We start from the raw sequence: 20168 nt of genomic DNA on the forward strand, positions 1-20168 counted from the left end.
AACTCGACCGGAACGGTCAAACTCGGCGCCGGCGGCCGGCTGCTAGCGCGACTGGCGGCGCTTCCCGGGGCGGGTCTGGCCCTTGACGTCGGGCGTGCGCCCCTTGCCCTTGGACGCCTTCGCCTTGCCCCCGGCCTTCTGCACCGGCGGCGCCTGGGCCGGCGCCGGGGCGGGGGCGGCGGCAATTTCCCGCCGGGCGGTGGCCAGGAACGCCACACCCTCGTCGGTGAGCGTGGTGGTCTCCGCCGTGCGGTCGAAGAGGGGATAGCCGAGTTCGGCTTCCAGCGCCCGGACCGACGCGCTCACCGTCATCCGCGAGACATCGAGGGTCTCCGCGGCGCGAGCGAAGTGCTTCTCCTCGGCGGCGGCGACGAAGAGCCGGAGTAGGGAGATGTCCACGGAGCGCCTTTCGTAAAGCCCGCGGGATTCGCGGTCGACTCCTCAGGGTACGCGCCGCGGCGGCCGCCCGCGAAGCGTGCTGGCTCCGGCCCGTGGAGTTCCAGCCCGTGCAGTTCCAGCCCTTGGAGTTCCGGCTCGAGCGTGGTTCGCTGGGCAGGTGACCACGCTGCCGATGTTCCCGCTGGGATCCGTGCTGTTTCCGCATATGCCGCTGCAGCTGCGCGTGTTCGAGGACCGTTACCTGGTCATGTTGTCCCGGATCCTCGAATCGGACCCGGCCGAGTTCGGCGTCGTCCTGATCGAACGGGGCCAGGAAACGGGCGGCGGGGAACAACGGTTCCGCCACGGAACCCTGGCCCGGATCGTGCAGATGGTGGCGCCGGAAGGATTCGTCGGCCTGGTCGCGCAGGGCGGGCGCCGGTTCGAGGTGATCGACTGGCTGGAGGAAGATCCGTACCCCCAGGCCGAGGTGCAGGAGCTGGCCGAGCTCGTCTGGGACGATCGGCTGCTGCCGCTGCGGGAACGCGCCGAGCGGGAGGTGCGGCGCGCCCTGGCCAGGGCGAGCGAGTTCAGCGACCAGCTGTGGCCTCCGGACGTTGAGCTCTCCGGCGACCCGGCCGCGGCCGCATGGCAGCTCGCGGGGATCGCTCCACTGGGTCCCCTGGACCAGGTCTCGCTGCTGCGCTCGGCGACGATGGAGCAGCTCCTCGATTCGGTGATCGAATACACCGCCGCGCTGGGCGAGGCCTTTCCGGACGAGTGGCCGGAGGAGGACGACGACCAGTGAGAACATTGGAGGATGACCGCAACACTCGTGGCCAAGGGCCTGGCCGGCGGGTACGCGCACCGCACGCTCTTTGAGTCCCTCGACCTCACGGTCGCCCCCGGCGATGTGGTGGGCGTCGTCGGTGTCAACGGGTCCGGCAAATCCACCCTGCTCCGGCTGCTCGGCCGAATCCTCGAACCGCAGGCGGGCACGGTCAGCCTCTCCCCGGCCGATGCGTTCATCGGCTGGCTGCCGCAGGAGCACGAACGCGTCGCCGGCGAGAGCATTGCCGGCTACATCGCCCGCCGCACCGGATGCGCCGCAGCCACACTCGAGATGAACGCGGCGGCCTCCGCCCTCGGCGACGCCGACCCGCGAGCCGACGCCCCCGACCCCGCCGATGTGTACTCGAGCGCCCTCGATCGCTGGCTCGCCAGCGGCGCCGCGGACCTCGACGAGCGGCTGCCGATCGTGCTCGCCGAACTCGGGCTGGAACTGGGAGGGCACCTCGCCGCGGACGCCCTGATGACGTCGCTGTCCGGCGGACAGGCCGCCCGCGTCGGCCTCGCCGCCCTGCTGCTCTCCCGATTCGACATCGTTCTGCTCGACGAGCCGACCAACGACCTCGACCTCGACGGGCTCGAGCGGCTCGAGGCCTTCGTGCGCGGACTCCGTGGCGGCGTCGTGCTCGTCAGCCACGACCGCGAGTTCCTGGCCCGCTGCGTGACCCGCGTGCTCGAACTCGACCTGGCCCAGGGTGCGAATCGGCTGTTCGGCGGCGGGTACGACTCCTACCTGGCGGAGCGTGAAACCGAGCGCCGTCACAAACGGGAGCACTACGACGAGTTCGCCGAGAAGAAGGCCGACCTCGTCGGCCGGGCGCGGACCCAGCGGGAATGGTCCAGCCAGGGCGTTCGGAATGCCATGAAGAAGGCGCCGGACAACGACAAGATCCGACGCAAGGCATCCGCCGAGTCCAGTGAGAAGCAAGCGCAGAAGGTGCGCCAGATGGAAAGCCGCATCGCCCGGCTGGAGGAGGTCGACGAGCCGCGCAAGGAATGGCAGCTGGAGTTCACCATCGGCGCGGCCCCTCGCTCGAGTGCCGTGGTTTCCACCCTCGGCCACGCCGTGCTGCGCCAGGGCGGCTTCACCCTCGGCCCCGTGACGGTGCAGGTCAACGCGGGGGAGCGCATCGGGATCACCGGCCCCAACGGGGCGGGCAAGTCGACCCTGCTGCGCGCCCTCCTCGGCCGGCAGGTGCCGGACGAAGGCACCGCGAGTCTCGGCGCCAACGTCGCGATCGGCGAGATCGACCAGGCCCGCACCCTTCTCGCCGGGGCCCGGCCGCTCGCGGAGACCTTCGAGGGCCTCGTGCCCGACCTGTCCTCGGCCGAGGCCCGCACGCTGCTGGCCAAGTTCGGGCTGAAGGCCGACCACGTCAATCGCCCCGTCGACGAGCTGTCGCCGGGGGAGCGCACCCGCGCCGCGCTGGCCCTGCTGCAGGCGCGGGGCGTCAACCTGCTGGTCCTCGACGAACCCACGAACCACCTCGACCTGGCCGCCATCGAGCAGCTCGAACAGGCCCTCGCCTCCTACGAGGGCACGCTGCTACTGGTCACTCACGACCGTCGGATGCTCGAAAACGTCAGCATCGACCGCCGCTGGAGCGTCGAGGCGGGCCGCCTGAGCGAGTCGTAGCGCCGACTGTCGCCCATCCGGAACCGCAACACATGCTCGGCACCGCCGACGTCACGCACGGCCCGATGAAAGACCGGTTTCCTGATTTTGCGTCAGGTTTTCGTCCGGACTGCAAGATTCCTCTCACCATTGACAGCGCATACATTCTCTCTAGGATTGGGAAGAATGATCGTCCTGATGCAGGGCTCAGGAATGGTCACCCCCACTCACAACGAGAGCGAGAGCCGGCATGAGCTACACCGAATTGCGCTTCGACGACGAGGGAGCCCCGCACCGAACCGAGTACGCGCAGGCCTTTCCGCCCCTGAGGCTTCTCGACGACAGCGAGATCCCCGCCGGCGGGGAATTGCACTCGGCCCCGCCGTGCGTCGGCTGTTTCCACGCGATGGCCCCGGTCGGGGCCAGCGGCTGGTGGTGCTACCCGTGCCAGGAATACCAGTAGCCCGTTCCGTTATGTGTCGGGATTCGCCGGAAGGATCGTTTCTTGACCAGGCGTCCCGCGCGGTCCCAGCTGCGCCAGGCGCCCACCTGTTGACCGCGGTCGAACTCGCCCGATCGCATCAGCGCACCGTCCTGGCGAAACCACTGCCACGATCGTGGAGTTCGGTGTCCAGTTCGAAGCCGCACGACTGCACAGACCCGTTTTTATAGAGGCCGGCCCGGGGAACCGGAGCTGTGGATGCCGTCATGACACGAGCATGCGCCCGGCGAGCGGTAGGCTGGGACCGCACAAGCCACAACCGAATACCGGGCCAACACGGTCGATACGGAAGAGTTCGACGTCGCCAGGCGCGCGAACACCGAAGGAGCAATCCTCCCCGACAATCTCTCAGGTACGCGTACCGCATCGAACTGGCCACTCTGAAAAGTAGCCGCGGCACATACGCGGCTCGCCCACGGTGAAAGTCACACCCCGCTCGAGGTGCGACGAAGCTCTCAGGCCGGATGACAGAGGGGGAGTTCCCAGCTGGGGTCATCGTCGACCCCAGCGATAATCGCTCGGCCATGCGGCCGACCAATCTGGAGAACTCATGACCTCGGCAGACATGTCAGCCCCCGCCACGCGCACCCGGTACTCCCCGCTGCACCAGGCTCACGTCGACGCCGGTGCCAGCTTCACCGATTTCGCCGGCTGGCAGATGCCGGTCCGCTACTCGAGCGACCTCGCCGAGCACCACGCCGTGCGCAGCGCAGCAGGAATCTTCGACCTCTCGCACATGGCCGAGATCGTCGTCGCCGGGCCCGACGCCGGGGCCTTCCTCGACTACGCCCTCGCCGGCAAGCTCTCCGCGATCGACCTGCTGCAGGCCAAGTACAGCCTCATCCTGAACGAAGCCGGCGGCATCATCGACGACATCGTCGTCTACCGCACGAACGAAAACGAGTACCTCGTCGTCGCCAACGCCGGCAACCGTTTGCAGGCCTTCGAGGCGCTCTCCGCGCGGTCCGCCCGCTTCGACGTGTCCGTCCTCGACCGGAGCGACGACGTCGCACTGATCGCAGTGCAGGGACCCGACTCTCGCGCCATTCTGGAAGCAACGGAGGGCCTCGCGGTCGACGGCGACCTGGCGGCGCTCAAGTACTACCGGGCCCTCGGCGGCACCTACCGAGACGGCACCGTGTTGATCGCCCGCACCGGGTACACCGGCGAAGACGGCTTCGAGCTGTACGTTGACGTGCCCGATGCCGCAGCCCTCTGGGACGCCCTCGTCGTTGCCGGCAAGGCCCACGGCCTCGTCCCGGCGGGCCTGGCCAGCCGCGACACCCTCCGCCTCGAAGCGGGCATGCCGCTCTACGGCCACGAGCTGAACACGTCGACCTACCCGGCCCAGGCGGGCCTCGGCCGCGTGGTCAGCCTCGCCAAGGAGACCGACTTCATCGGCCGTGCCGCGAGCGAGGAAGGCCCCAGCGCCGACGCGCGCGTGCTGGTCGGACTCGTCTCGGCGGGCAAGCGAGCCGGTCGCGCAGACTACGAGATCTTCCCGAGCACCGACGCGACCGAGGCATCCGGCGTCATCACCAGCGGCGCCCTGTCGCCGACCCTCGGCTACCCCATCGCCATGGCCTACGTGGCGCCGGCCCTGGCCCGGCTGGGCACCGAAGTCTTCGTCGACGTGCGGGGGAGCCGGATCCCGGCCACCGTCACCTCGCTCCCGTTCTACAAGCGTCAGAAGTAGTCAGCACCAGCTCCACCAGCAGTGCGCACAGCAGCATCCACCCCCGCGAGAGGAATTCCCATGGCAGACAAGTCTGAATTGCAGTACACGGCCGAGCACGAGTGGGTGCTGGTCGACGGCGACACGGCGACCATCGGCATCACCGCGTACGCCGCGGAGAAGCTCGGCGACGTCGTCTTCGTCGAGCTGCCCGCCGTCGGCAGCGACGTCGCGAGCGGCACCGTCGTCGGCGAGATCGAGTCGACCAAGTCGGTCGGCGAGCTCTTCGCTCCGATCAACGGCACCGTCACCGAGATCAACGACGCCGTCGTCGACAGCCCGGAGCTCGTCAACAGCGACCCGTTCGGAGAGGGCTGGCTGATCAAGGTCTCCTTCACCGAGCTGCCCAGTTTCCTCAGCTACGCCGAGTACTCCGCCCTCGTCGGCGAGTAGCACCGGCTAACAGGCCCCACCCAGCACCCGTTTCCCCCGGCGACCAGCCACACAACCAGAACGCGCAGGTTCAAGCACACATGTCACAGCCCTTCACCCAGCGTCACATCGGAACGGATGCGGCGGCGCAGTCCCACATGCTCGCCGCCCTCGGCTACGACTCGGTCGAGTCGCTCGTGGACTCCGCGATCCCGCCGTCGATCCACGTGGACCAGTTCCGCCAGGCCGACGACAGCGTGCTGCCGCCGGCCGCCACGGAGCGCGAGGCCATCCTGGAGCTCCGCGCCCTGGCCGACCAGAACACGGTCAAGCGGTCGATGATCGGGCTGGGCTATTACGACACGATCACCCCCGCGGTGATCAAGCGGAACATCCTGGAGAACCCGAGCTGGTACACGGCCTACACGCCCTACCAGCCCGAGATCTCCCAGGGCCGGCTGGAAGCGCTGATCAACTTCCAGACCATGGTCGCCGACCTGACCGGGCTGAACACCGCCAACGCGTCGATGCTCGACGAATCGACGGCCGTCGTGGAGGGCATGCTCCTCGCCCGCCGGGCCTCGAAATCAAAGTCGGCCCGGTTCGTCGTCGACTCGGATGCCCTGCCGCAGACTCAGGCGCTCCTCGCCAGCCGCGCCCACGCGCTGGGCATCGAGCTCGCCGTCATCGACCTCGACGAGGCCACGGCAGCCGGCGACCTCGGCGAGCACTTCGGCGCCTTCGTGCAGTACCCCGGCGCATCCGGTCGGGTCTGGAACCCGGCCGGCGTCATCGCCGCCTCGCAGGCGCAGGGCGGCCTCGCCGTCGTCGCGGCCGACCTGCTCGCGCTCACCCTGGTCACCTCACCGGGCGAGCTCGGCGCGGACGTCGCCGTCGGCACCAGCCAGCGCTTCGGCGTGCCGATGGGCTTCGGCGGTCCGCACGCGGGCTACATGGCCGTGCGCAAGGGCCTCGAACGCCAGCTCCCCGGCCGTCTCGTCGGCGTCAGCGTCGACGCGGCCGGCCACCCCGCCTACCGCCTGTCGCTGCAGGTGCGCGAGCAGCACATCCGCCGGGACAAGGCCACGTCGAACATCTGCACCGCCCAGGTGCTGCTCGCGGTCATGGCCGGCATGTACGCCGTCTACCACGGTCCGGGCGGACTCAAGGCGATCGCGACCGAGGTGCACGACCGCGCCGGCCGCCTGGTCGCCGCGCTCCGCGCCGCCGGGGCCGACGTGCAGGGTGACTCGTTCTTCGACACCGTCCGGGTCTCCGTTCCCGCCCGCGCCGCCGAGGTTGTGGCGCGCGCCGCCGGAGCCGGCGTCAACCTGCACCTCGTCGACGCCGACACCGTGGGGGTGTCCGTCGACGAGACGACGACGCCCTCCGACCTTTCCAACGTCGTCGGCGCCTTCGGCGGCCGCGACGCGTTCGGCCACGTGGACTTCTCCGCCGTGACCGAGGGGCTCCCGGCCGGCCTCGGTCGCACGAGCGAGTACCTCACCCACGCCGTGTTCAACACTCACCGCTCGGAGACGAGCATGATGCGCTACCTCAAGCGCCTCGCCGACTACGACTACGCGCTCGACCGGGGCATGATCCCGCTCGGCTCCTGCACGATGAAGCTCAACGCGGCCACCGAGATGGAGGCCGTCAGCTGGCCCGAGTTCGGTGGCATCCACCCCTTCGCGCCGCGCGCTGACGTCGAAGGCTACCTGGCCCTGATCCACCAGCTGGAAACGTGGCTGACGGATGTCACCGGCTACGACTCCGTGTCGCTGCAGCCCAACGCGGGCAGCCAGGGCGAACTGGCCGGCCTGCTCGCCATCCGCGGGTTCCACCTCGCCAACGGCGATGCGCAGCGCACCGTCTGCCTGATCCCCTCCAGCGCGCACGGCACGAACGCGGCATCCGCCGTGCTGGCGGGCATGAAGGTCGTCGTCGTGGCCTGTGACGACCTCGGCAACGTCGACCTGGACGACCTGCGCGCCAAGATCGCGGAGCACGCCGAGAACCTTTCCGCGCTGATGATCACCTACCCGTCCACGCACGGCGTGTACGAGCACGAGGTGGGCGCGATCTGCCAGGCCGTGCACGACGCGGGCGGCCAGGTCTACGTCGACGGCGCCAACCTCAACGCCCTGCTCGGCTTCGCCCGCTTCGGCGACTTCGGCGGCGACGTGTCGCACCTCAACCTGCACAAGACGTTCTGCATCCCGCACGGTGGCGGCGGACCGGGCGTCGGCCCGGTCGCGGCCAAGGCGCACCTCGCGCCGTTCCTGCCCGGGCACCCGCTCGCCCAGAGCGAGGACCACTACCTGCTCGGCGGCAGCGTTCGGCACGAGGGCGGCCCGGTCTCCGCCGCGCCGTACGGCAGCCCGAGCATCCTGCCGATCACCTGGGCGTACGTGCGCATGATGGGCATGGACGGACTCAAGCAGGCCACGGGGGCCGCAGTGCTCGCCGCCAACTACGTGGCGAAGAGCCTGGAAGCGCACTACCCGGTGCTGTACTCGGGCGACAACGGCCTGGTCGCGCACGAGTGCATCCTCGACCTCCGCCCGCTCACCGCGGCGACCGGGGTGACCGTCGACGACGTGGCCAAGCGCCTCGTCGACTACGGCTTCCACGCGCCGACGATGAGCTTCCCGGTCTCGGGAACGCTCATGATCGAGCCCACCGAGAGCGAGGACCTGGGCGAGATCGACCGGTTCATCGAAGCGATGATCGCGATCAAGGCCGAAGCGGATGCCGTCGCCGCCGGAACCTGGCCCGCCGACGACAACCCGCTGTGCAACGCGCCGCACACCGCGCAGTCGGTCATCGAGGGGGAGTGGGAGCACGCCTACGACCGCGCGACCGCGGTCTACCCGCTGCGTTCGCTCATCCGCAACAAGTACTGGGCGCCGGTGCGCCGCATCGACAACGCGTTCGGCGACCGCAACCTCGTCTGCGCCTGCCCGCCGCCCGAAGCCTTCGAGTAGCCCCTTCCCCCTCCCGCGAAACCGCAGTTGTGCGCGCTAAAACGTCGTTTTAGCGCGCACAACTGCGGTTTCGCGGTGGGGGCTAGGCGGCGGGAGCGACCAGGGCGGGCCACCAGGCGAGCGCGAGGGGATAGCCGACGAACGAGACGATGTCCAGGATCCAGTGGGCAACGACCAGCGGCATCGTGCGTCCCCAGCGGGTGTAGCACCAGCCGAAGAGCACGCCCATGGCGACGTTGCCGAAGAACGGCCCGACTCCCTGGTACAGGTGGTAGGTGCCCCGCAGCACGGCGGATGACAGGATGACCGTCCACGTCGACCAGCCGAACTCGCGCAGGCGGGTGAACAGGTAGCCGACCACGATGAGTTCCTCGGAGAGCGCGGCGCCCAGCGCGGCGAAGACGAGGATCGGAATGGTCCACCAGTAGGTGTCGAGCGGGTTGGTTGTCACGGCGACCGTGAGCCCCAGGGCGCGACCGAGAAGGTAGAAGGCCAGGCCCGGAAAGCCGATCACCACAACCAGGCCGACTCCGCGGGAGAGGTCGCGCCCCGGTTGGCTGAGGTCGAAGCCGATCCGGCCGAACGCGCTCTTCCCGGGCAGCCAGAGCAGGTAGAGCACCAGGGCTACGGCGAACAGCTGGAAGAAGATGCCCAGGAATTGATAGGTGAAGTCGAGCCACTCGCGCTCCGACTGGGAGGCGTTCAGCGCCGCCGACTGCTCTGAGAGCGGCTTGCCCCTCGTGAGCCTGGCAACGATCGCGACCACCGAATACACTGCGGATGCCCCGAGAGAGAGCCCGAGCACGATCGCAACTTCCCAGGCCAGCCGGGTTCCGCTCATGAGGGGACGGAGATCGGGAAGGCTCATGTTTCGGCCGGCATCCTGCAGGCGGGAGTGCCACCGGGCAGCCGGTGGCGGTACCGGGCGACGAGCCGGTAGCCGAGCTCGGCGAGCCAGGACAGCGGCGGAAGGGTGCCGATCCAGCCGATCATCCGGAGCACCGGGTTCGGCTGGTGGCGCAGCAGGGCGGCCACGGCCGCGGCGCCGCCGTAACGTCGCCCGCCGGTGACGAGCCAGACCCGTGACCGGCCGTCGGCAGCGGTGAGGCCGTAGGCGGCAAGATCCGTCCACTGGTACGGCTCGACAGGCGGCCTGGCCGGCAGCACTCGGCCCAGCCAGAGCACGGCGCTCGTGCAGAAGGCACAGTCCCCGTCGAAGATCAGAACCGTCGTTTTCGCACCAGGAAGGCTCGCCATGGCTCCATCATCTCACCCCGGCGTTCCCACCGAACGCACAGTTAGCCGCGGGAATGATGCGCATAAAGATCAATCCCTGCAGCTATCGACCTCGCAGGTTGCTCATCGGTAACGGTTCCCCTCAGGTTTTGCGCTATCGACGCCCTCGACCTAAGGTCTTTGTTTATCGCGCGCGTTTCGCCGGCCACAAGCCGAGGAACGCGCCCACTTTTGCACTGGAGGAAAATTGAAGATCAACAGACTTGGCATTGTTGCCATTTCTCTCGCCGCCATGGGAGCGCTTACGCTCTCGGGCTGTGCTGCCGGCACGGAAAAGGCCGCAGCCCCCAAGGGCGACTCGAAGGCCATCATCACCACGAACGGGTCCGAACCGCAGAACCCGCTGATCCCCACCAACACCGCCGAGACCGGCGGCGGCAAGGTTGTCACCTCGGTGTTCGCCGGACTGGTGTCCTACACGGCGAAGGGCGAGCTCGAGAACGAGGTCGCCAAGTCGATCGAGTCCGATGACGCCCAGAACTGGACCGTCACGCTCGAGGACGGCTGGAAGTTCAGCAACGACGAGCCCGTCACCGCCAAGTCGTTCGTTGACGCCTGGAACTACGGCGCGCTCTTCAGCAACGCGCAGGGCTCCTCCTACTTCTTCGACGACATCGCTGGCTTCAGCTACGACGCCGACTCCGAACTGACCGGCCTCAAGGTCGTCGACGAGAAGACCTTCACGGTCGAGCTCGTCGCGCCCGAGGCCGACTGGCCGCTGCGCCTGGGCTACTCGGCCTACTCGCCGCTGCCCGAGGTCGCGTTCGAGGACATGGCGGCCTTCGGCGAGAACCCGATCGGCAACGGCCCGTACATGCTCAAGGGCGAAGGCGCCTGGGAGCATGACGTCAAGATCGACCTCGTCACCAACCCGGCCTACGACGGCGTGCGCAAGCCCGCCAACGGCGGCCTGAGCATCGTCTTCTACGACTCGCAGGATGCCGCCTACGCGGATGTCCAGGGTGGAAACCTCGACGTTCTGGATGCAATTCCGGACGCCGCGTTCGAGACCTACGAGTCCGACTTCCCGGAGCGTTCGGTGAACCAGCCGGCCGCGGTCTTCCAGGCGCTCAACATGCCGTACTACCTCGAGCACTGGAGTGGCAAGGAAGGCGAGCTTCGCCGCGCGGCCATCTCCATGTCGATCAACCGTGATGAGATCACCGACGTGATCTTCCAGGGAACCCGCACGCCGGCCACCGACTTCACGTCGCCGGTCATCGACGGCTACTCGGACAAGCTCAAGGGCGCCGACGTTCTCGAGTACAACAAGAAGGAAGCCAAGAAGCTGTGGGCCGAGGCCGACGCAATCGCACCGTACACCGGTACCTTCGACATCGCCTACAACTCCGACGGTGGCCACCAGGCCTGGGTTGACGCTGTTGCCAACAGCATCAAGAACACGCTGGGCATCAAGGCTGTCGGCAAGGCGTACCCCACGTTCGCCGCAGCACTGGACGACCGTGACGCCAAGAAGCTGACCGGTGCCACGCGCGCCGGATGGCAGGCGGACTACCCGTCGCTGTTCAACTTCCTCGCTCCGCTGTACCAGACCGGTGCCGGCTCGAACAAGGAAGGCTACAGCAGCAAGGAGTTCGACAGGCTCCTCAAGGAGGGTGCAGCCGCATCGTCCGTCGAGGAAGCCACCGCAAAGTACCAGGAAGCACAGGAAGTCCTGCTGAAGGACCTCCCGACGCTCCCGCTCTGGTACTCGAACGTCACCGGTGTGTGGGCTGAGACCGTCGACAACGTTGTCTTCGGCTGGGACTCCGTCCCGATGTACACCGACATCACCAAGAAGTAACACCCGCACGTTATCCATCACAGTGGAATGCCCGGGGGGGTCGCTTGACCGCCCCGGGCATTGCACTGACCAGACTCACCCAGTGATTGCGACTGTTATGCCCATTTGTTCCAACGAGGGAACCTGATGCTCTGGTACACGGGCAAGCGCCTGCTCCAGATGATCCCGGTGTTTTTCGGCGCCACGTTCCTCATCTACTTCATGGTGTTCTCCCTCCCCGGAGACCCCATCGCCGCTCTCTACGGAGACCGCACGCCTTCCCCCGGCGTGATCGCCCAGATCCGCGCCCAGTATTACCTCGACCAGCCGCTGCTGGTGCAGTACTTCCACTACATGGTCGGCTTCTTCCAGGGCGATCTCGGCACGACCTACTCGGGCCGTCCGGTCTCCGAGGTCATGGCGTCGGCCTTCCCGGTCACCGCCCGGCTCGCCATGCTCGCGCTGATCTTCGAGGCGTTCGCGGGAGTCCTCGTCGGACTCATCGCCGGCCTGCGCAAAGGCAAGCTGTTCGATGCAAGCGCGCTCGTGGTCAGCCTGCTGCTGATCTCGGTCCCGACCTTCGTCATCGGCTTCGTGCTGCAGTTCGTCTTCGGCGTGCAGCTCGGCTGGGCCCGCACAACGGTGAGCGGAGAGGCGCCGCTGAACGAGCTGATCCTGCCGGCTCTCGTGCTGGCATCCGTGTCGTTCGCCTACATCGTGCGGCTCACCCGCGCCAGCGTGTCGGACAACCTCAATGCAGACTTCGTGCGCACCGCGACAGCGAAGGGGCTGTCCCGACCGCGCGTCGTCACCGTGCACGTGCTGCGCAACTCGCTGGTTCCCGTCGTCACCTTCCTCGGCGTCGACCTGGGTTCGCTGATGGTCGGCGCGATCGTCACGGAGGGCATCTTCAACATCAACGGTGTCGGTGGCACCGTCTACAAGGCGATCAAGCTCGGTGAGGGCCCGACAGTGGTGTCGTTCATCGCCGTGATGGTCGTCATCTTCGTGCTGGCCAACCTGCTCGTCGACCTGCTGTACGCAGCCCTTGACCCAAGGATTCGTTATGCCAAGTAATAGCCCGAGTGGGCAGACCCACTACGTCGCGGAACTGGAGGACACTCCCGTCGCCGCGGTCGACCGCCTCGACGAATCGCAGAAGGCGCGCAGCACCTGGGCGGATGCCTGGGACTCGATGCGTCGTCGGCCCTCGTTCTGGATCTCCTCCGTGCTGATCCTGCTGATCGTGGTCGTGGCACTGTTCCCGAGCCTGTTCGCCCAGACCGCACCTGACGCCTGCGACCTGGGAAACAGCAACGACGGACCCGCGGCCGGACATCCCCTCGGCTTCACGCGCCAGGGCTGTGACGTCTACTCGAGGATCGTCTTCGGAACACAGGCTTCGATCACCGTAGGACTGCTGGCGACCATGCTGGTGACGCTCTTCGGAGTCATCATCGGCGCCCTGGCCGGGTTCTACGGCGGACTTCTGGACGCCCTCGTGTCCCGCATCGGCGACATCTTCTTCGCCGTTCCCACCGTGCTCGGTGCCATCGTGCTGATGTCGGTCCTGCCGGTGCGCACCCCGGTGACGATCGCGGTCGTGCTCTCGATCTTCGCCTGGCCGCAGATCGCCCGCATAATGCGTGGCGCCGTGCTGTCGGCGCGGAACTCCGACTACGTGACCGCCTCGATCGCCCTGGGAGTGTCGAACTCCAAGATCCTGCTGCGCCACGTGATCCCGAACTCGCTCGCGCCGGTCATCGTCATCGCGACGGTGTCGCTGGGAACGTTCATCGTGGCCGAGGCGACGCTGTCGTTCCTGGGCATCGGCCTGGGCTCGGACGTCATGTCCTGGGGCAATGACATCGGTCAGGCCCAGACGTCCATCCGTACGAGTCCACAGGTTCTGTTGTATCCCGCGGCGGCCCTGTCGATCACCGTGCTTTCCTTCCTTATGCTCGGCGACGTTCTCCGCGACGCACTCGACCCGGCTGCGAGGGCCCGACGATGACCCAGATAGCGAACGACGACGTGTTCCAGACCCTTCCGGCGTCCCCGACGACGACGGATTCGGCATCCCGGCAACCGCTGCTGCAGATCCGTGACCTCGAGGTCGGCTTCCAGACCCAGCACGGGCTCGTCCCCGCCGTGCGCGGCGTCAGCCTCACCCTGTACGAGGGCCAGACCCTGGCGATCGTGGGTGAGTCCGGCTCCGGCAAGACCACGACCGCGCAGGCCATCATCAACCTGCTCGCCGGCACGGGAAAGGTCACGGCCGGGGAGATCCTCTTCGAGGGCCGCGACCTGACGAAACTGTCGGCGAAGGAGATTCAGGATGTTCGCGGCCGCCTGATCGGCTACGTCCCGCAGGACCCGATGTCCAACCTCAACCCGGTCTGGAACATCGGGTACCAGGTCGAGGAAGCCATCAAGGCCAACAACGTCGCTCAGGGCAAGAGGGAGGTCAGGAAGCGCACCATCGAGGTGCTGCAGGAGGCCGGCCTGAGTGACGCTGCCGACCGGCTCAAGCAATATCCGCACCAGTTCTCCGGGGGCATGCGTCAGCGCGTGCTCATCGGAATCGGCCTGTCGGCCAGGCCGAGGCTCCTCATCGCCGACGAGCCGACCTCGGCCCTCGACGTGACGGTGCAGCGGCAGATCCTCGATCACCTGGGCACGCTGACCCGTGACTACGGCACCTCGGTGCTGTTCATCACCCACGACCTCGGCCTGGCCGCGGAGCGGGCCGAGCAGCTCGTCGTGATGTACAAGGGCAAGGTCGTCGAATCGGGGCCCTCCAGGGAGATCCTCGCCAACCCCCGGCACCCGTACACCCAGCGGCTCGTCGCAGCGGCGCCGAGCCTGGCCTCCCGGCGGATCCAGGCGAAGAAGAACCCCCAGGCGGATGCCGAGAAGATTTACTCAGAGGGATCGCTCGACACCGGCTTGATCGCACGGGCGACGAAGCGTGAGAACGCGGCTCCCGACCGGGACCTCATCTCCGTGCAGGGCGTCACCAAGGTCTACCGCATCCGCAAGGGCGGGTTCCGCAGCGACGAACTGCTCGCCGTGAACGATGTCTCCTTCGGCGTCAAGAAGGGCACCACCACGGCCATCGTGGGGGAGTCCGGCTCCGGCAAATCAACGGTGGCCAAGCTCATCCTGCAGCTCGAGGGAATCACCAAGGGCAGGATCGAGTTCGACGGCCAGGATGTCGCCGGCCTCAAGGGCGCGGAGCTGCTGAAGTTCCGTCGCCGCGTGCAGCCGGTCTTCCAGGACCCGTACGGCTCGCTGGACCCGCAGTACAACGTGGGCAACACGATCGCCGAGCCGCTGCTCGCGCACAAGGTGGGCACGGCCAGGGAACGGCAGGCCCGCGTGCTGGAACTGCTCGACCAGGTGTCGCTGCCGTCGTCCACGCGATTCCGGTATCCGAGCGAGCTCTCCGGCGGTCAGCGGCAGCGCATCGCCGTCGCCAGGGCGCTCGCGCTCAAGCCGGACGTGCTCGTGCTCGACGAGGCCGTTTCGGCCCTCGACGTGCTCGTGCAGGGCCAGATCCTGAACCTGCTGACCGAGCTGCAGGCCGAGCTGGACCTGACCTACCTCTTCATCACCCACGACCTCGCGGTCGTGCGGCTGGTCGCGGACAATGTCTGCGTCATGAAGAAGGGGCAGATCGTCGAGGCCGCGACAACGGACGAGGTGTTCGACAACCCCCGCGAGCTGTACACGCAGGAACTGCTCTCCGCCATCCCCGGCGGCAACTTCGAGTTCGGTCGCTGACCTAACCCGTTCCGCCAATTCGACGGAGATTCTGCCCGAAAGGGATGCTGTGAGGCTCATGTGAGCGCCGCGGCACGGAGTCTCCGTCGAATTCGTTAACGGCGGAAGTCTCCCTTTCGGGGGCCCTAGCGCACTTTCTGGTCAATATGTCCGGTTGGCCACGCAATTTTCGTGCGGAAAATGAGATCTTCGTGGCTCCTGATTACCAATGTGTAACGTTTTCCCGTGTCGCGCGCGGTGGGCGCGTCGACCTCTCTAGGGTCAGTAGCAACCAGCACGGCGTCGAGGCCCGCACGGAGTCCCTGCCGCTTGCACACATTGCACAGGAGGAACAATGAGAATCAGACGCATCGGGGCAGCAGTTGCTGCCGTTGGCGTCGTCGCTCTCGTCATGTCAGGATGCGCGGCCCCCACGGCCGAATCCGGACTCGACAAGGGCACGTCGGTCAACGTCGCGTGGAACCAGCCGTTTTATTCGTATAACGGCATGACCTCGTTCGGCAACGCCACGGCGAACGCCAACATCATCTACATGACGATGGACTGGTTCAACCTGTACGACAACGAGCCCAAGCTCGTGAAGAACACCGAGTTCGGCTCGTACGAGAAGGTCTCCGAAGACCCGCTGACCGTCAAGTACACCATCAAGGATGGCGTCAAGTGGTCTGACGGCACCGCCGTCGACGCCGCCGACATGCTGCTCAACTGGGCCGCCAACTCGCGCTCGCTCGACACCCCGGACTTCGACCCGGCAGAGTTCACCGACCCTGACACGGGCGAGTTCACCGACGCCTTCCCGAAGGACATCGTCTTCTTCGACTCCGGCGCAACGCCCGACTCCGGCCTCGGCCTGGTGCACGACGTGCCGAAGATCGGCGATGACGGCCGCTCCATCACGATGGTGTACGAAACCCCGTACGTGGACTGGGAGCTCGCTTTCCCGAGCGCTCTTCCGGCGCACGTTGTCGGCAAGAACGCCCTCGACCTGACGGACAACAAGAAGGCCAAGGATGCCGTCATCAAGGCCATCCAGGACAAGGACGACAAGTCGCTGGCCTCGCTGTCCAGCTTCTGGAACTCGGGCTTCAACTTCACCGAGCTGCCCAAGGACCCTGACCTGTACCTGAGCACCGGCCCGTACACGATCTCGTCGTTCAAGGCCGACCAGTTCATCACCCTCAAGGCCAACCCCGACTACACCGGCGCCCACAAGCCGACGATCGAAGAGGTCACCATCCGCTTCATCGGCGACCCGCTGGCCGCAGTGCAGGCGCTCCAGAACGGCGACGTCGACGTCATCTCGCCCCAGGCGACCGCTGACATCACGACCGCCCTCGACGGCGTCAAGAACGTCACGGTGATCAAGGGTGCCGAGGGCACGTACGAGCACATCGACCTTCAGATCGACAAGTCGAAGAACGGCACGTTCAGCGACCCGAAGGTGCGCGAGGCCTTCATGAAGGTCATCCCGCGCCAGGAGATCATCGACAAGCTGATCAAGCCGATCGTCGGCGAGGACGCCACGCTGCGTGACTCGCAGATCTTCGTCCCCGGCGCCGAAGGCTATGACGACTCCGTCAAGGCCAACGGTTCGGCCGCATACGCCGAGGTTGACGTCGAGGGCGCCAAGGCGCTGCTCGCCGAGGCCGGCGTGACCAGCCCCAAGGTCTGCTTCCTCTACAGCTCGACCAACCCGCGCCGCGTCAACGAGTTCCAGCTGATCCAGACGTCGGCGGCACTTGCCGGCTTCGTCGTTGAAGACTGTGGCAACGAGAACTGGGGTGGCCTCCTCGGTACCCCCGGTGCCTACGACGCCTCGCTGTTCGGCTGGCAGTCCACGAGCCTCGGCGTGACCAGCTCCGGCCCGACTTTCGAGACGGGCGGCATCAACAACATGACGTTCTTCTCGAACGCCGAGGCTGACAAGGTCATCAAGAAGCTCAACGGCGAGTTCGACCCGGAGAAGCAGATCGAACTGCAGAAGCAGCTCGACAAGCTCATCTGGGACAGCTACTACGGCGTCACCGTCTTCCAGTTCCCCGGTGTCACGGCATACAACAACAAGATCGACGGCGTTGACCCGTCGATCCTGTCGCCGACCATCTTCTGGAACATCTGGGACTGGAAGGTTGCAGCCAAGAAGTAGGGCTTGAGCCCCCGCTTCCACTGAAATCCGGTGGGCGTCGGGACCGAAAGGTCCCGGCGCCCACTGCCAGATCCTCATAGATTGGCTGGTCGCCACCGCTCATGGCCTCATTCGTAACCCGGCGCCTGATCGCCGCAGTTTTCGTACTCCTCGCCGCGACATTCCTGATGTACATCCTCGTCTCAATGTCGGGCGACCCGCTCAAGGAGCTGCGGGAAAGCAGCGCTCCGAACAAGCTCGAGCTGATGGAGGCCCGCACCAGGCTTCTCAACCTCGACGTTCCCCCCTTCTTCCGGTACTTCATCTGGCTCGGCGGCATCGCGCAATGCTTCGTCGGCCAGTGTGACTTCGGCGTCAACGTGCAGGGCCTGCCGGTCAACGTGCTGCTCCAGCAGGCGATGGGATCAACACTGCAGTTGGTCGTCTCCGCCCAGCTGATCGCGATTGTCGTCGGCCTCGCGGTCGGAATCACCACCGCCCTGCGCCAGTACAGCGGATACGACTACTCCATCACGTTCGCTTCCTTCCTCTTCTTCTCGCTCCCGATCTTCTGGGTGGCCGTACTGCTCAAGCAGTACATCGCCATCGGATTCAATGACTGGCTGGCTGAGCCCAGCATCGGGATAGCGGTTCTGATCGGGATATCGATAGTCTCGGGCCTGCTCTGGATGTCTGTTCTCGGCGGCACCGGCAGGAAACGGCTGACCACACTCGCCGTCGCCACCGTGTCAACGGGCGCGCTCCTGGCCTACCTCAACCTGACCGGCTGGTTCAGCACCCCCAGCATCGGCATCGTCGGCGTGGTCCTCACAGCTGTTGCCGCGGCCCTGGGCGTCACTGCCATCTCGGTCGGGTTGAAGAACAGGAACGCGCTGCGCGGTTCGCTGGTCACGGCGGCCGTGGGCATCGCGCTCTACTACCCGATGACCTGGTATGTCTTCCGGTTCATGACCTTGCCGCTCTTCCTCGGCCTCGCGGTACTCTCCGTCGTGGTCGGCGGCGCGATCGGGTATTTTCTGGGCGGACGAGACCGGTGGCAGTCCGCTCGCACCTCGGCCATTGTGTCGGTCATCATCAGCGCGGTCATCGCGCTCGAGGGCCACCTGTTCTATTGGAGTGACTACTTCAACTCGACCAGGATCAACGGGCGGCCGATCGCGACCTTCGGTTCGGCGACGCCGAACCTCGGCGGCAACTTCTGGGTGCAGGGGATTGACACCTTCACCCACCTGCTGCTGCCCACGATCGCGATCATCCTGATCTCCTTCGCCGGGCTCACCCGGTACACGCGGTCGAGCATGCTCGAGGTGATGAACCAGGACTACATCCGCACCGCGCGCTCCAAGGGACTCACGCAGCGCACGGTCGTCGTTCGCCACGCCCTCCGGAACGCGCTCATCCCGATTGCCACGATCATCGCGCTCGACATCGGAGCGCTGATCGGCGGCGCCGTGATCACCGAGTTCGTCTTCGGCTGGAGCGGAATGGGCCAGCTCTTCCAGAAGGGGCTCCAAAACGTCGACCCCAACCCGGTGATGGCGTTCTTTGTGGTCACCGGTCTGCTGACCGTGATCTTCAACCTCGTCGCGGACCTCTTGTACGCTTCCCTCGACCCGAGAATCAGGGTGTCATAATGGTCGACCTCAACCTGGCCCTCCAGGATCCTCCGCACGAGGGTGAACCCGAACGCGACGAATCCACGATCGAGCAGCGCGAAACCATCGGCCTCAGCCAGGGGCAGATCGTTCGCAAGCGGTTCTTCCGTCACCGTGGCGCCGTCATCTCGATCTTCGTGCTGGCCTTCGTCATCGTGCTCGCCTACACCTCCGTCGGGCTCCACCTCTGGGGTCTGAGCACCACCGGGTGGTGGCCCTGGCATTGGCGGGAAACCCCGCCCCTGGTCAACCGCGGTATTCCGACGCTGAACCTGATTCCGGGGCCGGGCTTCGGCATCGGACCTCACCCGTTCGGCCAGGACGTCGTCGGGCACGACATCTTCGCGCTGGTCATGCGCGGTGCGCAGCAGTCGATCATGATCATGGTGCTCGTCGGTTCGGTCGGCACCATGGTGGGCGTGTTCATCGGTTCGCTGGCCGGCTTCTACCGAGGCTGGTCTGACTCGCTGCTGATGCGCTTCACCGACGTGATCATCACGATCCCGTTCATCGTGATCGGCGCCGTGATCGGACGCTCCACCGGGTCGCTCGGAGCAGCCGTCCTTGGGCTGATGCTCGGTCTGTTCGCCTGGACCGGGCTGGCCCGCCTCGTGCGCGGCGAGTTCCTCTCGCTTCGTGAGCGCGAGTTCATCGATGCGGCCCGGGTCTCCGGGGCCAGCGACAAGCGGATCATCTTCAAGCACATCCTGCCCAACGCCGTCGGCGTGATCATCGTCAGCGCGACGCTGCTCATGGCGGGTGCGATCCTCGGCGAGACGGCGCTCAGCTTCCTCGGCTTCGGCGTCAAGTCGCCCGACACATCGCTCGGGTTGATCGTCGCCGAGAACCAGGCCGCGTTCGCGACCAGGCCGTGGCTGTTCTGGTGGCCGGGTGTGTTCATCATCGTCATTGCGCTGAGCGTCAACTTCATCGGGGACGGCCTGCGCGATGCGTTCGATCCCCGCCAGAAGAAGATGCCGTCGCCTCGTGCGCTCGCCCGGGCGGCCGTCCGCCGGGCCCGCGACAAGCGCGTCTCGGTCTAGCGGTGGCCCCGGTGCTCCAGG

The 20168-nt window shown here is 66.7% G+C and carries 17 protein-coding genes and 2 riboswitches; of the genes, 13 read left to right on the plus strand and 4 right to left on the minus strand.

Translation table 11 applies throughout. From position 1 onward, the window contains the following. Positions 1-42 precede the first annotated feature (42 nt). Positions 43-399, minus strand: coding sequence for a LysR family transcriptional regulator (locus tag BLQ39_RS01470; protein WP_092321286.1), 357 nt, complete (start codon positions 397-399; stop codon positions 43-45). A 157-nt stretch (positions 400-556) separates the two neighbouring features. Between BLQ39_RS01470 and BLQ39_RS01475 the strand changes: the two genes are divergently transcribed. The 3 genes from BLQ39_RS01475 (at position 557) to BLQ39_RS01485 (ending at position 3305) form a co-directional block, all read left to right on the plus strand. After that, positions 557-1186, plus strand: coding sequence for an LON peptidase substrate-binding domain-containing protein (locus tag BLQ39_RS01475; RefSeq protein WP_241982868.1), 630 nt, complete (start codon positions 557-559; stop codon positions 1184-1186). Between the two features lie 12 nt (positions 1187-1198). Next, on the plus strand, positions 1199-2863 hold the full coding sequence (locus BLQ39_RS01480; RefSeq protein WP_092321287.1) for an ABC-F family ATP-binding cassette domain-containing protein: 1665 nt from the start codon (positions 1199-1201) through the stop codon (positions 2861-2863). A 229-nt stretch (positions 2864-3092) separates the two neighbouring features. Then, a complete protein-coding gene (locus BLQ39_RS01485; RefSeq protein ID WP_092321288.1) occupies positions 3093-3305 on the plus strand; it encodes a hypothetical protein in 213 nt (70 codons plus the stop codon). Positions 3306-3423: 118 nt separating this feature from the next. Here the strand turns inward: BLQ39_RS01485 and BLQ39_RS16040 are convergent, their stop codons facing one another. After that, a complete protein-coding gene (locus BLQ39_RS16040; protein WP_256332665.1) occupies positions 3424-3552 on the minus strand; it encodes a hypothetical protein in 129 nt (42 codons plus the stop codon). Positions 3553-3620: 68 nt separating this feature from the next. After that, positions 3621-3718: riboswitch (glycine riboswitch) on the plus strand. A gap of 1 nt (position 3719) precedes the next feature. Then, positions 3720-3822, plus strand: a riboswitch (glycine riboswitch). Between the two features lie 72 nt (positions 3823-3894). Between BLQ39_RS16040 and gcvT the strand changes: the two genes are divergently transcribed. The 3 genes from gcvT to gcvP all read left to right on the plus strand — a co-directional run bounded on the left by gcvT (position 3895) and on the right by gcvP (position 8438). Continuing rightward, entirely contained in the window at positions 3895-5040 is a 1146-nt protein-coding gene (gene gcvT / locus BLQ39_RS01490; protein WP_241982867.1) for a glycine cleavage system aminomethyltransferase GcvT, read from the plus strand. A 60-nt stretch (positions 5041-5100) separates the two neighbouring features. Beyond that, positions 5101-5472, plus strand: coding sequence for a glycine cleavage system protein GcvH (gene gcvH, locus BLQ39_RS01495; RefSeq protein ID WP_092321289.1), 372 nt, complete (start codon positions 5101-5103; stop codon positions 5470-5472). Positions 5473-5552: 80 nt separating this feature from the next. Further along, complete coding sequence (gcvP, locus tag BLQ39_RS01500) at positions 5553-8438, plus strand: aminomethyl-transferring glycine dehydrogenase (RefSeq protein WP_092321290.1); 2886 nt, start codon at positions 5553-5555, stop codon at positions 8436-8438. A gap of 82 nt (positions 8439-8520) precedes the next feature. Here gcvP and BLQ39_RS01505 read toward each other — a convergent pair whose 3' ends face one another. Continuing rightward, entirely contained in the window at positions 8521-9306 is a 786-nt protein-coding gene (locus BLQ39_RS01505; RefSeq protein WP_092321291.1) for a CPBP family intramembrane glutamic endopeptidase, read from the minus strand. Beyond that, complete coding sequence (locus BLQ39_RS01510; RefSeq protein WP_092321292.1) at positions 9303-9695, minus strand: thiol-disulfide oxidoreductase DCC family protein; 393 nt, start codon at positions 9693-9695, stop codon at positions 9303-9305. The genes BLQ39_RS01505 and BLQ39_RS01510 overlap by 4 nt, the downstream gene beginning before the upstream one ends. A gap of 271 nt (positions 9696-9966) precedes the next feature. On the opposite strand from BLQ39_RS01510, the gene BLQ39_RS01515 reads away from it, so the two are divergent. The 7 genes from BLQ39_RS01515 to BLQ39_RS01545 all read left to right on the plus strand — a co-directional run bounded on the left by BLQ39_RS01515 (position 9967) and on the right by BLQ39_RS01545 (position 20147). Then, on the plus strand, positions 9967-11538 hold the full coding sequence (locus tag BLQ39_RS01515) for a peptide ABC transporter substrate-binding protein (protein ID WP_241986997.1): 1572 nt from the start codon (positions 9967-9969) through the stop codon (positions 11536-11538). A gap of 126 nt (positions 11539-11664) precedes the next feature. Continuing rightward, complete coding sequence (locus BLQ39_RS01520) at positions 11665-12594, plus strand: ABC transporter permease (RefSeq protein ID WP_092321294.1); 930 nt, start codon at positions 11665-11667, stop codon at positions 12592-12594. After that, the gene (locus BLQ39_RS01525) at positions 12584-13531 is read left to right on the plus strand and encodes an ABC transporter permease (protein ID WP_092321295.1); all 948 of its coding nucleotides are present in this window, start codon (positions 12584-12586) and stop codon (positions 13529-13531) included. Before BLQ39_RS01520 ends, BLQ39_RS01525 begins: the two co-directional genes overlap by 11 nt. Further along, positions 13528-15303 carry a dipeptide ABC transporter ATP-binding protein gene (locus BLQ39_RS01530; protein ID WP_092321296.1) on the plus strand — a complete coding sequence of 592 codons (1776 nt, stop codon included), beginning with the start codon at positions 13528-13530 and terminating at the stop codon, positions 15301-15303. The genes BLQ39_RS01525 and BLQ39_RS01530 overlap by 4 nt, the downstream gene beginning before the upstream one ends. A gap of 334 nt (positions 15304-15637) precedes the next feature. Then, positions 15638-17449: an ABC transporter family substrate-binding protein gene (locus BLQ39_RS01535; RefSeq protein WP_241982865.1), complete on the plus strand. Its 1812-nt coding sequence runs from the start codon at positions 15638-15640 to the stop codon at positions 17447-17449. Positions 17450-17550: 101 nt separating this feature from the next. After that, entirely contained in the window at positions 17551-19083 is a 1533-nt protein-coding gene (locus BLQ39_RS01540) for an ABC transporter permease (protein ID WP_092321297.1), read from the plus strand. Continuing rightward, positions 19083-20147, plus strand: a complete 1065-nt coding sequence (locus tag BLQ39_RS01545; RefSeq protein ID WP_092321298.1) for an ABC transporter permease — start codon at positions 19083-19085, stop codon at positions 20145-20147. Before BLQ39_RS01540 ends, BLQ39_RS01545 begins: the two co-directional genes overlap by 1 nt. Positions 20148-20168 lie beyond the last annotated feature (21 nt).

Source organism: Cryobacterium psychrotolerans (genome assembly GCF_900101115.1).
In the GTDB taxonomy this organism is placed as follows: domain Bacteria; phylum Actinomycetota; class Actinomycetes; order Actinomycetales; family Microbacteriaceae; genus Cryobacterium; species Cryobacterium psychrotolerans.

Coding starts and splice junctions, on each gene's coding strand:
- BLQ39_RS01480 (WP_092321287.1), top strand. CDS start 1,199: ATGACCGCAACACTCGTGGCCAAGGGCCTGGCCGGCGGGTACGCGCAC.
- BLQ39_RS01485 (WP_092321288.1), top strand. CDS start 3,093: ATGAGCTACACCGAATTGCGCTTCGACGACGAGGGAGCCCCGCACCGA.
- BLQ39_RS16040 (WP_256332665.1), bottom strand. CDS start 3,552: ATGACGGCATCCACAGCTCCGGTTCCCCGGGCCGGCCTCTATAAAAAC.
- gcvT (WP_241982867.1), top strand. CDS start 3,895: ATGACCTCGGCAGACATGTCAGCCCCCGCCACGCGCACCCGGTACTCC.
- gcvH (WP_092321289.1), top strand. CDS start 5,101: ATGGCAGACAAGTCTGAATTGCAGTACACGGCCGAGCACGAGTGGGTG.
- gcvP (WP_092321290.1), top strand. CDS start 5,553: ATGTCACAGCCCTTCACCCAGCGTCACATCGGAACGGATGCGGCGGCG.
- BLQ39_RS01505 (WP_092321291.1), bottom strand. CDS start 9,306: ATGAGCCTTCCCGATCTCCGTCCCCTCATGAGCGGAACCCGGCTGGCC.
- BLQ39_RS01510 (WP_092321292.1), bottom strand. CDS start 9,695: ATGGCGAGCCTTCCTGGTGCGAAAACGACGGTTCTGATCTTCGACGGG.
- BLQ39_RS01515 (WP_241986997.1), top strand. CDS start 9,967: ATGGGAGCGCTTACGCTCTCGGGCTGTGCTGCCGGCACGGAAAAGGCC.
- BLQ39_RS01520 (WP_092321294.1), top strand. CDS start 11,665: ATGCTCTGGTACACGGGCAAGCGCCTGCTCCAGATGATCCCGGTGTTT.
- BLQ39_RS01525 (WP_092321295.1), top strand. CDS start 12,584: ATGCCAAGTAATAGCCCGAGTGGGCAGACCCACTACGTCGCGGAACTG.
- BLQ39_RS01530 (WP_092321296.1), top strand. CDS start 13,528: ATGACCCAGATAGCGAACGACGACGTGTTCCAGACCCTTCCGGCGTCC.
- BLQ39_RS01535 (WP_241982865.1), top strand. CDS start 15,638: ATGAGAATCAGACGCATCGGGGCAGCAGTTGCTGCCGTTGGCGTCGTC.
- BLQ39_RS01540 (WP_092321297.1), top strand. CDS start 17,551: ATGGCCTCATTCGTAACCCGGCGCCTGATCGCCGCAGTTTTCGTACTC.
- BLQ39_RS01545 (WP_092321298.1), top strand. CDS start 19,083: ATGGTCGACCTCAACCTGGCCCTCCAGGATCCTCCGCACGAGGGTGAA.